Source organism: Aeribacillus sp. FSL K6-2848 (genome assembly GCF_038004325.1).
GTDB lineage: Bacteria > Bacillota > Bacilli > Bacillales > Aeribacillaceae > Aeribacillus > Aeribacillus composti.
The window spans coordinates 3,419,101-3,432,283 of the sequence record NZ_JBBOQQ010000001.1 but is presented as its reverse complement, the minus strand read 5'-3'; the positions used below and the strand labels follow the sequence as shown (position 1 = coordinate 3,432,283).

General features: G+C 40.9%; 10 protein-coding genes and 1 pseudogene. 8 read left to right on the top strand and 3 right to left on the bottom strand.

From position 1 onward, the window contains the following. Positions 1–71: 71 nt before the first annotated feature. From NSS70_RS16530 to NSS70_RS16510, 5 genes and pseudogenes are all read left to right on the top strand, one after another. On the top strand, positions 72–1,016 hold the full coding sequence (locus NSS70_RS16530) for an LLM class oxidoreductase (protein WP_063387217.1): 945 nt from the start codon (positions 72–74) through the stop codon (positions 1,014–1,016). 40 nt (positions 1,017–1,056) lie between these two features. Beyond that, entirely contained in the window at positions 1,057–1,212 is a 156-nt protein-coding gene (locus tag NSS70_RS16525) for a hypothetical protein (protein ID WP_340881980.1), read from the top strand. A 44-nt stretch (positions 1,213–1,256) separates the two neighbouring features. After that, complete coding sequence (locus NSS70_RS16520) at positions 1,257–3,068, top strand: IS1182 family transposase (RefSeq protein ID WP_339197238.1); 1,812 nt, start codon at positions 1,257–1,259, stop codon at positions 3,066–3,068. Next, positions 3,019–3,573: pseudogene (locus NSS70_RS16515) on the top strand (SDR family oxidoreductase); the annotation flags it as partial. The gene NSS70_RS16520 and the pseudogene NSS70_RS16515, both read left to right, overlap by 50 nt. Positions 3,574–3,806: 233 nt before the next feature. After that, the gene (locus tag NSS70_RS16510) at positions 3,807–4,460 is read left to right on the top strand and encodes a sugar phosphate isomerase/epimerase family protein (protein ID WP_339197235.1); all 654 of its coding nucleotides are present in this window, start codon (positions 3,807–3,809) and stop codon (positions 4,458–4,460) included. Between the two features lie 118 nt (positions 4,461–4,578). Here the strand turns inward: NSS70_RS16510 and NSS70_RS16505 are convergent, their stop codons facing one another. From NSS70_RS16505 to efeO, 3 genes are read right to left on the bottom strand one after another with little or no spacing between them, the layout of a single operon-like run. Further along, on the bottom strand, positions 4,579–6,336 hold the full coding sequence (locus NSS70_RS16505) for an FTR1 family protein (RefSeq protein WP_339197232.1): 1,758 nt from the start codon (positions 6,334–6,336) through the stop codon (positions 4,579–4,581). Positions 6,337–6,368: 32 nt separating this feature from the next. Beyond that, the gene (efeB, locus tag NSS70_RS16500; protein ID WP_144597041.1) at positions 6,369–7,667 is read right to left on the bottom strand and encodes an iron uptake transporter deferrochelatase/peroxidase subunit; all 1,299 of its coding nucleotides are present in this window, start codon (positions 7,665–7,667) and stop codon (positions 6,369–6,371) included. Between the two features lie 3 nt (positions 7,668–7,670). Continuing rightward, a complete protein-coding gene (gene efeO / locus NSS70_RS16495; protein WP_063387222.1) occupies positions 7,671–8,522 on the bottom strand; it encodes an iron uptake system protein EfeO in 852 nt (283 codons plus the stop codon). A gap of 530 nt (positions 8,523–9,052) precedes the next feature. On the opposite strand from efeO, the gene NSS70_RS16490 reads away from it, so the two are divergent. The 3 genes from NSS70_RS16490 to NSS70_RS16480 all read left to right on the top strand — a co-directional run bounded on the left by NSS70_RS16490 (position 9,053) and on the right by NSS70_RS16480 (position 13,111). Beyond that, positions 9,053–10,903: a sigma-54-dependent Fis family transcriptional regulator gene (locus NSS70_RS16490; protein ID WP_066250963.1), complete on the top strand. Its 1,851-nt coding sequence runs from the start codon at positions 9,053–9,055 to the stop codon at positions 10,901–10,903. Between the two features lie 154 nt (positions 10,904–11,057). Continuing rightward, the gene (locus NSS70_RS16485) at positions 11,058–12,050 is read left to right on the top strand and encodes a thiamine pyrophosphate-dependent dehydrogenase E1 component subunit alpha (protein WP_063387224.1); all 993 of its coding nucleotides are present in this window, start codon (positions 11,058–11,060) and stop codon (positions 12,048–12,050) included. A gap of 26 nt (positions 12,051–12,076) precedes the next feature. Beyond that, positions 12,077–13,111 carry an alpha-ketoacid dehydrogenase subunit beta gene (locus NSS70_RS16480; protein ID WP_063387225.1) on the top strand — a complete coding sequence of 345 codons (1,035 nt, stop codon included), beginning with the start codon at positions 12,077–12,079 and terminating at the stop codon, positions 13,109–13,111. Positions 13,112–13,183 lie beyond the last annotated feature (72 nt).

Below are 13,183 nucleotides of genomic sequence, written 5' to 3'. Positions count from 1 at the left end.
ATTATTTTAAACAGGGCCTTTCCTTTATATTTTATATACGGCCCACCTTTTCTTTAGGAGTGGTAAAAACAATGGAAAAATTTAAAAATCATAAAGGGTATTCACGCATGTATCAAGAGAACAAACTGACTTTAGGGCTGTTCTTTCCGATTGAATCGTATATGGGAGACGTCCCTGAGATGAATATCGAAAAGCAAATGAAGCTGGCAAAACGAGCAGAAGAGCTGAATTTCGCTTCATTGTTTGTGAGAGATGTGCCGCTGCGCGATCCAAATTTCGGAGATGTTGGACAAATGTATGATCCGTTTACGTATTTAGGGTATGTTGCGGCTCACACCGATAAGATTGCTTTAGCAACTGGAAGCATTATTTTAACGCTGCGTCACCCACTTCATGTGGCAAAAGCGGCAGCTTCTGTAGACAGATTATCTGGTGAAAGACTCATTCTCGGCGTCGCAACTGGTGACCGTCCAATCGAGTTTCCAGCATTTTCTGTGAATCCAGAAGAACGGAGCGAATTATTCCGAGAATCAGTAGCTGCTATAAGAAAGGTTTGGCGTGACCATTTTCCGACGATTAACACGACACGAGTGCATATGACAAGTGGAGATATGCTGCCAAAACCAAAATTGTCAGATATACCATTAATGGTAACAGGTCACAGTGGACAATCTCCTGAATGGATTGCTGAACATAGTGATGGATGGATATACTATCCGCGTGGAATTAAGTTTCAAAAAGCATTAATCGATAATTGGCGTTCGCTAACAGAAGAATTTAAGCCATTTTCCCAATCTCTTTACATTGACTTAACGGAAGATCCAAATCATGTACCAATTCCGATACATCTTGGATTCCGTACGGGACGAAATTTCGTAATCGAATTTCTTGGAGCTTTACAGGATGCAGGTGTGAACCATGTCATCATCAACTTAAAATATGGACAGCGTCCAGTCGAAGAAGTGATTGAAGAATTAGGCGAGTATGTGCTTCCGCATTTCCCTGCTTTAACATGATAAGAAAATTTAAAAACCATCAATATGAGAAAGGATGGATATGATGAAAGTTTTGGTCATTGGAGCCAACGGGCAAGTAGGACAACAAGTAGTAAATATGCTTCATGCGGGGCTGTCCGAAAAGTCGATTGAATCGACCTTGGGCTCAGCCCTTTTTTCTGTTTTTAGGGTACAAAAAAATCGTCCTTTTTTATAGAATGAAATTGACCAAAAAACATTCTACAGAAAGGACGATTTCTTATGAATAATCAAATGACTATTCAAGAAAATTATAACACGCAATTAGAAATGACTCTAGAGGGTATTCAAAAAATAGAGGTTCAAAAGAATAAGAAACGCAAAAAACTAGTTTTCCAACCTTATTGCAATCGTCAAGTCATGAGCATTTTAGATATCGAAATGTATATTCCTGAAAATCATGTCGCCCGTTTAGTGGATGAAATGGTGGAATCGATTCCGGATGAAGTGTTGTATACTCATTATGTTGGTGGGGGTCGTGCACCCTATCACCCTAAAATGTTATTGAAAGTGATTTTATATGCGTACACTCAAAATGTTTATTCAAGTCGGAAAATAGCGCAAATGGTGAAAGAAAATCTTCCGATGATGTGGTTGGCGGGATTGCAAACCCCTGACCATCGCACAATAAATGATTTTCGTAGTGTTCGTATGTCAAACATGATGGATTCTGTATTTGAACAATTTGTCCTTCAACTAGTAGAACAAGGACTTATCGACCTCGACCATATTTTTGTGGATGGTACGAAAATAGAAGCGAATGCCAACAAATATACGTTTGTATGGCGAAAATCCGTAGAAAAATATGATCAGAAACTACGAGCCAAAATTCAATCGTTTCTACAAGAAGCGCACCAAATCGCCTTGGAGGAATTAAAAGAAGAACAATTAGAAGAAGAATTAGAAAAATCATCGGCACAACTTTCTGAGAGAATAGAAGCTTTGGAAAAAGATTATAAACAGGAAGAAGACAAAGAAAGAAAAAAAGAACTTCGCTCTAAAAAATCCCAACTCACCAAACAACTGAAAACGATTCAAACGGATTATCTTCCACGATTACGAAAATACAAAGTACAAAAACAGATTCTAGGTGAACGAAATAGCTACTCGAAAACCGACCATGAGGCCACTTTTATGCGAATGAAAGAGGACCATATGAAAAACGGCCAACTCAAGGCGGGTTATAATGTTCAACTCGCCACACAACATCAATTTATCGTGGGATTTGAAATTTATCAAAATCCAGGAGATACTCGCTGTTTCCAACCATTTATGGAAAAGTTATTGGAATCGATGCCGAAGGAAAAGAAACTCAAGTATGTCATTGCCGATGCAGGATATGCGAGTGAAGAAAACTATTTATATGCGATTGGCGAAGAAAAAGAACCTCGTTTTGAATTATTAGCCCCATACCAAACCTATTTGAAGGAACAAAGTAAAAAGTTTAAAAAGGATTTATCAAAAGTACAAAACTGGAAATACATCGAAGAAGACGATTGCTTTATCTGTCCGAACAATCGGAAAGTCGTATTCAAGTATTATCAAAAAAGAAAAAATGCATCTGGATACATACAAGATTTGAAAGTGTACGAGTGTGAAGATTGTACGGATTGCCCGTTGAAGAATGGGTGTACGAAAGCCAAAGGAAATCGTCGAGTATATTGGAACACGATTTATGAAGAAATGAAAGCGAAAGCCAAAGCAGCTCTTGGTGACGAACAAAAGGCAGCTCTTTATGCGAAGCGTAAAGTGGATGTCGAAAGTGTGTTCGGTAACATCAAGGGCAATTTGCGTTTCACTCGATTTCTGTTACGGGGGCTTCATAAAGTCCGAACAGAATTCGGGATTGTGGCAATGGCCCACAACATACTGAAATGGGCCGCAAATTCCCAAACCAATTTCAAAAATAAGGAAACAGAGCGAATGGAAAAACTCATTGTTTTCTCCATTCGCTCTGTTTTTATGGACTTTTTAGACAAGCCCAATGGTTCGAAAGCAAGAGCAATTGGAGGATTTTCAGAAAAAAGGAATTGAAGCGGTGCTCGCTGATTTGGAAGGCACTGTCGATGAAATTGCCGAAGCGGCCAAAGGCTGCGATGCGATCGTATTTTCAGCTGGTTCAGGGGGACACACAGGGGCTGATAAAACATTGCTGATAGATTTAGACGGCGCTGTAAAAGCCATGGAGGCTGCTGAAAAAATCGGAATTGAACGTTTTGTTATCGTGAGCTCATTCCAAGCCCATAATCGTCAGAACTGGCCGGAAAACCTTAAGCCATATTATGTCGCCAAACATTATGCCGACCGTGTGTTGATGAATAGCGGCCTAAATTATACGATTATTCGTCCTGGTTATCTAAAGAATGAAAAAGGTACAGGACTGGTTACCGCAGCTGAAAACTTACCTGTCGGTTACATTCCTCGCGAGGATGTAGCAAGAACGATTGTTCAAGCTCTTGATGAACCAAATACGTATAGAAAAGCATTCGATTTAATGTCAGGAGATAAAGAAATTAGCGAAGCGTTGAAATCACTGTAATGAACCGTTCAGTGGAAAAGGAAGGAGAAATTGGAAAATGGCTTACCCTTTTTACGCAATGGATTTTGCTTTCTATAATTCAATGGGTATTTATAGTTTTGAAGCTCGATGTGAAATGTTAAAGGAAATAGGCTATGACGCAACCCATTTATCCGTCTGGCACGGAGAGCGATGGAGAGATGTAGAAAAGCTCAAAAACGTTAAAGGAGAAATATGGGCTGGACGTCGCAGGCGTGTACGTTGTGTTAGATCTTTCACTAGGCGAGGACCATCCAAGAAATGCAGGCATTTTAAAGATGCTGGAAATTATGGAAGGGTGCAGCACGGTTGAGCTGGCGATTCAATCTGTCGGAGAGCATATCCGCCCTTCAGATCCAAAAGGGGACGACATCGCAGTAAAATGGCTGGAAAAAGCATTGAAGATTGCCGAACGAAGAAATATTAACATTTTGCTTTACACGCATCTATCCTTCTGGATTGAACGCCATGAAGATGCAGTGAGACTATGCAAACGCCTGAACCATCCTAATCTTGGAATTGTCTTTTGCGGCTACCATTGGTATGCGGCAGATGGAACAAATCTAAAAGGAACGATTCAAGCGGTAGCTCCTTACTTAAAACAAGTAAACATGTCCGGCAGCAGCCGCAATCCGCACGGTTTTGGCGGAGTGGCAACAATCGAGCCTTTGGATGTTGGGGAGTTAGATAATTTTGCGTTGCTTGGACAGTTAAAAAAGATCGGTTATAACGGAATGATCGGCTACTTAGGTTGGAGTGAAGGCGGCGACGCTTATAGTAAGCTGAGACGTTCACTCAATGCGTTCCGTGATATGGAGCGTAGAGTTGAGGCGCACCCGCACTGGGCGGATTTAAAATTAACTCCATAATGAAAAATATTGAGGTGCTAGTCGAACAATAATAAGTTCAACTAGCACCTCGTGCATTCAGCTAATGTACTGCGGTATTCACCGAAGTACATTTTTTTATTGAAGCTTTTAAGATCCTTTATTTTTCAACAACTGCCTTTTCATTTACAGCCGTTTTTTTCACATACATCGTTACGCCGATGATGATAAGAATAAGAAGCAGCTGCGGCACTACTGTTTCAATCGTCGGATAGAAACCGATTGGTTCAATATAAGGAACATTCGGCAATGAATGTGTTGGCAGCGTGTTTGCTATCTGCATGGCATGAATACTGATTCCGAGCATTTTGAATGATAATACATAAATAAGCAGCGTTGCGCCCATAAAGAACGGCCGGACGGGAATCGCTGAACTAAAGCGGATGATAATAAACCCGAGGATCACTAAGATCGCCATGGCGATAGCGATTCCTAAAATTAACTGGCTGATTTCCATCGACGGAGCCATTCCGGCATAGAAAATAATCGTTTCGGCACCTTCGCGAAAAATTGAGAGAAAACTTAGCAAGGCCATGGAAAACAAGCTTCCTTTTGCCAATGCGTGTCCGAGATGCTCTTTAATATATTGATTCCAGTGGGCGATATTTGACTTTTTGTGAAGCCAAGCGCCAACCGTCAGCATCATTACAACAGCAGTGATGCCGACGATTCCTTCGATCGATTCGCGGCTTCCGGCAACAGTTATTTTGGAGAAAAACATGTTCATGACAACAGCTAGAATAGCACTAGAAATGATGCCGCACAAAACGCCGATCCAAATCCAACCTTGTTTGTCGGCATGATTCGTTTTCTTCAAAAATGAAAGCAAACCGGCGATGATTAAAAGAGCTTCAAATCCCTCACGCAGTAAAATAAGCATAGCATCTATATACGTATAGCTTGTTTTGGCTGCGATGAGCTGAAGGGAATCATACAATTCACTAATCATCGTTTGAGCTTTTTCTACGTTTTTATTGTCAGACTGCAATAAACTGATTGCGGAGGGAATTTCAGTTTCCATGCGATTGTATAGGGAGTAGTCTTTTGTCCGAACCTCCCCTTCAACTACCGGCCATATAAGCAATATTTTGTTTAAATGTTCTGATGCCTCGGATGGGTTATGATCTTTTAGCGACTGTACGCTTTTTTCCAATAAATCTGTTACATCACTTAATGTGTATTCATTTCCAGCGGATTTTCCCGCATTTTTCCCGCTTAAAAAATTTTCAACAGAAGCTGTCAGATCCTTGAGGCTCTTTAAAGCCTTCTCTTGATCAGGCGGAGTTTGCGTCAGTGAAATTCTTAACAAAGCAAGCTGTGTTTCAATTTCGCCATACGAAACAACGCTTTCGGTACGAACAATGTTCTCGTTTGCCGTCCAAGTGGAAAGTAATTGCTGATATTTCATGGCCGCCTGATCAAAATTATTGTTTTGAATCATTTTTTCGATTTCATCAATAAATTGATACATCTGTTTTAGCTTTTCTTTTTCTTTTTGCGGATCTGTCGGATTTTGTTCTTCTTCGTACGAAGTAAGCGCTTTTGATAAAGCGGACAAATTTTCACTTATTTTCGTTGCATCTTTTTCAGATTGAGCAAGGGCGTTTTTCGCATTTTTTAACTGTTTATCGACTTCAGCTGTTTTTTTGCTATCAACAGCTTTTACTTCGTTCCATTGTTGTGAGAATTGTTCCAAATTGTCCTGTACGACATCCCAGTTCGCTTCCTTTGTTTTCATGATGGCATCGCCTATCAAAACATATAAATCATCAAGGTTCTCTGCGGCTACGGCTTTATTTGAGAAAATACCCATTGTGAAAAGAATTGCGAAGGCAATAAGCCCTAATTTTTTATACATCAGCTTCAACTCCTATGAAAGAGAGAAAGGGATTATGAAAATAACGTTTCTCCAATATATCCGCCTTTTTTTACTCCAGGAAGACAGGCAAATACAGCACTTCCTCGATGGACGATATATTCGTTTAATTCATCCATTTGCGAAAGCCGCTTTTGAATTGGGATAAATTGCTTGCTTATGCTGCGCTGAAAGCTGATAAACAATAATCCGGCATCAAATGTTCCTGTTTTTGCATCTATTCCATCCGCATATGAATAAGAACGGCGCAAAATTTTCTGTTTTCCGTCACCGTGAGCGACTCGAACATGGGCGGTCATTGGAATGTAGTATTCTCCGTTTTCATCCTTCTTTTCAAAATCCGGCGGATCGAACTCATTTTTTTGCCCAAGGTATGCACCTGAATCCCGGTATCTGCCAAACGTATTTTCTTGTTCCTTTAAAGTAGTCCGATCCCAAACTTCGATAAACATTTGAATCCGCCTTACTACTAAATACGTTCCGTTCACGAGCCAATCAGGTCCGTCACCGGGCTGCACCCAAACGTATTGATTCATTTCAGCAGAATTTTTCACATTTGGATTCACTGTTCCATCCTTAAAGCCAAATAAATTTCGCGGCGTTTCCTTTTTCGGACTCGCTTGCTTTGTACGCTGGAAGCCGGCCTGTGCCCAGCGAAGAACCGCTTTGCCGCGGGCAATTCTCGCTAAATTTCTAACCGCATGGAAGGCAACCTGCAAATCATCCGAGCATGCTTGAATACAAAGATCTCCGCCTGTCCACTGCTCTTCCAATGAATCAAGCGGAAACTTCGGCAGTTCTTTTAGTTCATCCGGCTGCTTTTTTTGCAAACCAAATCTATCCTTGTTGTTTTTTGTAAAAAGCGTCGGGCCGACGCCGAAAGTAATGGTTAAATTTGACGCATTAAGTCCTGCAGCTTCCCCCGTATCATCTGGAGGAAGGTATTTATTATTAGCTGGATCTCCAACCGATTTGCCTTCTGTCATAGCTGCGGCAGCCTTCGTCCATTCTTTAAAAAGCTGAATAAGCTCGTTTCTGTCTTCAGCCGTCACGTCAAAAGCAGCAAAATAAATGTGGTTTTGCACTTCAGTTGCAATGCCTGCCTGATGTTTTCCGTAAAACGGAACAACCGCATTTGTATTTTCTTTTTTTTGAGAGGTCGGCAACACGTCAGCCAATGCTAGCGCTCCACCAATGCCGGATGCACCGATTAGCACGCCGACTCCTCCGATGCCCGCAGCCTTCAACACATCTCGTCTTGATACGTTCTTGTTAAAGACAGATGTCGTTTCTTTTTTATCAGGTTCAGACATTGGTTATCCCTCCAGTACAACCCCTAGTTTAGAAAGAGGCTCTGCCAGTTCATTGATCGATTGGCTCAATTCTTTTACTTGATCCTTGGTTAGTTCAGTATATGAAATATACCCGTCGCCTTTTTTATATTTGTCAAGAAGTGCATAAACTGCTTGAAACCGCTGTTCGATTTCCTTAGCGAGCGCCTCATCCTTTTCCTTAAGGGCAGGGCTCATTAATTCATAAATCTTTTCAGCACCCTCAACATTGGCAACAAAATCGTATAAATCTGTATGGGAATAACGATCCTCTTCACCTGTAACTTTTGATGTTGAAACTTCATTTAAAAGGTCGACTGCGCCGGTGATCAAAAGATCGGGTGTCACATCAACAGTTTCAACTTTTGCGCGCAAAAGCTTCACATCTTTTATAAGCTGCTCAGCATATTTTTCATAGCCTTTCGTCGTATTTTCAACCCAGAGTCCCTTTTCAATCCGGTGATAACCTCCCCACTCTGCATCAGGGACATCACCTTCACGAGCGTCAATTTTCGGATCGAGTTCTGCAAACGCTTCAGCAATTGGTTCAGAACGCTCATAGTGCATGCGAGCCGGCGCATAAAGTTCTTTTGCTTTTTCCACATCCCCAGCGATCACTGCATTGGCAAACTCTTCTGTCTTTTTAACAAATTCATCTATTTCAGCGATCGCAAACGTGCGATAATCTGTAGATATTTGATTTAAATCAACTTGGGAGCTTTCTTTCGCTGTCTCTTTTTTTGCCGGTTCCGTTGTTGAACTTTCATTTGATTGGGAACAGCTAAACAACAAACTGCTTGATAAAAATAATATGACAGGCAATTTATAGCGTTTCATGCGATCAACAACCCCTCAAATTAATGATTTTCATTCTCAATTATATTGGGAATGAAAATCAACTTCAATAGTTTTCTTCCTGTTACTAGAACTTAAAGGTGAAAATTGTATGTCAATATTGCTCGCTAGATAAGCCTATACGTTTTACTGCATTATTGAATGACTAACATCCTCGAAATGCAAATGTTAAGATACTTCCAGAATTTCAGTCTTTCAGTTTCATATATTTGATTATGACGAAAAACCATTTAATCAATGTTTGGTCAACACAACGTTTCATTGTTTTCACCGCATCATAATAATCTGATTTTGACAATGAAAAGTTCCATGGCTGTCGCTTGGATCGTTTTCATTTTCACGATGACCTATGAAGCGTTTATCTAAAAAACTTTTCCAGACAAGTCGCTATCTAAAATAAAAAACTGTTCAGCAGTAAAAGCTTTAATTCAACGATTAGCGTATTTCAAAAGGAATTTTGCATAAAAAGTCGAATGTTCATATTGGTGGAAAATGTGGGAAGGAGGAGAAAAATGAGTATCGTTGATCCTTTGAAACACGAAATTTGGCGCCGTTTTGTTCGGGAGGGAGTATTGGATCATGGGAGGATGAATAAAAGAATTGAAGAGTCATGGTATATTTGCCGCCGACAAAATGTCGATCCTTACGATGGAAAAGGAAGGATTGTGCTCGATTCGCAGCTGTTGACGGAAAGAAGGAAAAAGAATCAAAGATTGCTTCAAATTGCTGCTCCGATATTAGAACATTTGGAAAAAGTGTTTCAAGAAACGAAATCAATTCTTCTTCTCGCTGATAGTAACGGATACGTTTTGTATATGAACGGCCATAAACAGGCCATGAACAAGGCAGAAACAATCAATTTTATTGAGGGGGTGAAGTGGACTGAAGATGAGGTGGGGACGAACGCAATTGGAACAACATTGAGGATTCGTGAACCTATTACGGTTACTGGGTTAGAGCATTACTCTCTTGCTTCTCAGCAGTGGGTATGTTCAGCCACGCCGATCTATGACGAAAAAAAAGAACTTGTCGGAATTATCGACTTATCTTACCCCATCGACTGCTCTCAATTTTCCAACCATGCCTTAGCCACTGTTGTCGCTGCAGCGTATACGATTGAACAACAATTTCACATGAGAAAAAAGGACGATATGTTGGAGTTGCTTAAATATTCATCGAAAGTGAAAAATCCTCATTTCCCTTCAATGATATGTGATGATCAAGGGAAGATTGTATGGATCAACCATTGTTTACGTTCTTTCTTCGCGAGCATGATGGATCAACCGCTTGAAGAAATTTGTGATAAAAATTGGCGAATCAAAACGAAGACTCCTATTTTTTCTTCCATTTACCATGATTTGATTGGCTATGAAGTTACCCTGCAGAAGACGAATTATCATGAAGCTTTTCCATTTCCTACAACAATTTATCACTTTGAAGGAGTAGTTGGAAAAAGCTTATCATTTCAAAATCTTTTAAAGATCTGTGAAAAAGTTGCAAAAACGGAGTCGACTGTTTGTATCATGGGAGAAACAGGAACAGGAAAAGAACTCATTGCTCGTTCGATTCATCAAAATAGTGTGAGAAAAAATAAGCCGTTTGTTGCAGTAAATTGCGGAGCTATTCCAAAGGAATTGATCGGCAGCGAGTTATTTGGTTACGTTGACGGGGCATTTACAGGAGCCAAACGGACGGGGCATAAAGGGAAATTTGTTCAGGCTGACGGCGGAACCATTTTTCTTGATGAAATCGGTGAAATACCGTCGGAAATGCAAGTAGCGCTTTTAAGAGTGCTTCAGGAAAAAGAAGTTGTACCGATTGGCGGGGAAAAGCCCGTTCCTGTTGATATAAGAGTCATAACTGCAACACATCGCAATTTATACAAATTAGTAAAGGAAGGAAAGCTGCGTGAAGATTTATTTTACCGCATTTATGTATGCACGCTTAACGTTCCGCCATTAAGAGAGCGTAAAGAAGATATCCCATTCTTTATTGAGTATTATTGTCAAAAAAATGATTGGCTCATTTCTTTTCCAGATGATGTCATACAGTTGTTTTCAGCTTATCACTGGCCCGGAAATATAAGGGAGCTGTTTAACGTGCTCGAGCGTATACGAGTGGAATATGGAGACCGTATTCCATCCATTTCCCACTTGAAATCCATGCTGATTGCTTGGGAGCAAGAACAGGAAAATTCCGAAACATTCCATAAAGGTAATTTGTCGTATCGGGATCAGCTAGAAAGAGAACGCATTCTAAATATGTTGAAGAAAACAAATGGAAATATTGGTGAGGCGGCTGCTGCGTTAAATATCTCTCGAAGTACACTGTATCGCAAATTAAAAAAATATAAATTGAGCTAATTTGCGACAAAACGATAAAAATTAGGACAAAATGAGATGAAAAAAATATTTTTTATAAAGCGCTTACAAAGAATGTTGATTTGTAAGCATTTTTTTATTGGCATGATAGTTGCAAATGAAAAAAGTGAAGCCAATCAAATAGGAGGTTATCTTTATGACGATTGCCAAATCAACATCTACTCCCATTACACAAGAAAAAGCAAAATGGATATTTCAGAAAATGCATGAAATTCGCCAGTTTGAGGACAAGGTTCATGAAATTTTCAGCAAAGGAGTGCTGCCTGGCTTTGTCCATTTATATGCTGGCGAGGAAGCGGTCGCTGTAGGAATTTGCGCGCATTTAGATGACAAAGATTATATCACAAGTACGCATCGCGGACATGGACATTGCATTGCCAAAGGCTGTGATTTGAACGGAATGATGTCTGAAATTTACGGAAAGGCAACAGGATTGTGCAACGGAAAAGGAGGATCGATGCATATTGCCGATGTTGAAAAAGGAATGCTTGGGGCCAACGGAATTGTCGGCGGGGGGTTCCCGCTAGCTGTTGGGGCAGGCCTGACAGCAAAATTGAAGAAGTCGGGAGCGGTTGCAGTTTGTTTTTTCGGAGACGGCGCGAACAATCATGGAACATTTCATGAAGGTATTAATCTTGCAGCTATATGGAAATTGCCTGTTGTTTTTGTGGCGGAAAACAACGGATATGCAGAAGCGACCCCATTTGAATATGCATCCAGCTGTAAAAACATTGCGGATCGGGCTCAAGCCTATAATATCCCGGGAGAAGTGGTCGACGGCAAAGATGTGGTAGCTGTATATGAGGCGGCAGAAAGAGCAGTTGCACGAGCTCGAAATGGAGAGGGCCCGACATTAATTGAATGTAAGACATATCGGAATTACGGACATTTTGAAGGTGACGCCCAGACTTACAAATCTGCGGAAGAAAAACAAAAGCATTTACAGGAGAATGATGCAATTGCAAAATTCCGCCATTACATTCTTTCCAATCAATTAATATCCGAACAAGAATTATTAAATATCGAACAACAGGTAACAAAAGCGGTTGAGGAGGCGGTACATTTTGCTGAAAAAAGCCCGTTTCCGTCTGCTGAGGATCTTTTAAAGGACGTTTATGTATCTTATTAAATCAAAGGAGTTAGGAGGAACGAAAAATGGCAAGAAAAATTTCTTTTTCTGGTGCGGTCAATGAAGCTATGAAGCTGGCAATGCGCAAAGATCAAAATGTTATTTTACTTGGAGAAGACGTTGCAGGAGGAGCGAATGTGGATCATTTGCAGGACGATGAAGCTTGGGGAGGAGTAATGGGGGTTACGAAAGGTCTTGTTCAAGAGTTTGGAAGAGAAAGAGTGTTGGATACGCCTATTGCGGAGGCCGGCTATATTGGTGCAGCAGTTACCGCCGCAGCAACAGGACTAAGACCGATTGCCGAATTAATGTTTAACGATTTTATCGGCAGCTGCTTAGATGAAGTTATGAACCAAGCGGCAAAACTTCGTTATATGTTCGGAGGCAAGGCGAAGGTGCCTGTAACGATACGAACAATGCACGGTGCCGGCTTTCGAGCGGCGGCGCAGCATTCCCAAAGCCTGTATGCCCTTTTTACCCATATACCCGGTTTAAAAGTCGTTGTTCCTTCTACACCGGCGGATGCGAAGGGACTGTTGCTTACCTCCATCTTTGACGATGATCCCGTTATCTTTTTTGAAGATAAAACACTTTATAACCTAAAAGGAGAAGTAGAGGAAGGATTTTATACGATCCCGTTTGGAAAAGCGGATATCAAACGGGAAGGCAGCGATTTGACCATCGTAGCGATAGGGAAGCAAGTGCACACGGCCTTGAAGGCTGCCGACATATTAAAAACGAGAGGAGTCGAAACGGAGGTAATTGATCCGAGAACACTGTCCCCGCTTGATGAAGAAACGATTTTATCTTCTGTATCGAAGACAGGCCGGTTAATTGTCATTGATGAGGCAAATCCTCGCTGCAGTGCAGCTGCTGACATTTCCGCTCTTGTAGCAGATAAAGGATTTGATTATCTGGATGGACCAATTAAGCTGATTACGGCTCCGCATTGTCCGGTTCCTTTTTCGCCTGCGCTGGAGGATCTTTACTTGCCGACACCGGAAAAAGTGCTTAAGGCAGCGGCTGAAATAATTGGAGACGAAGCGATCGTGACCGCATAAAAAAAGCTGTGCGTGTTGATGAATGGAGACATCAACACGCATAGCATTTCTAGTATTCATCAAAGGAGAGAT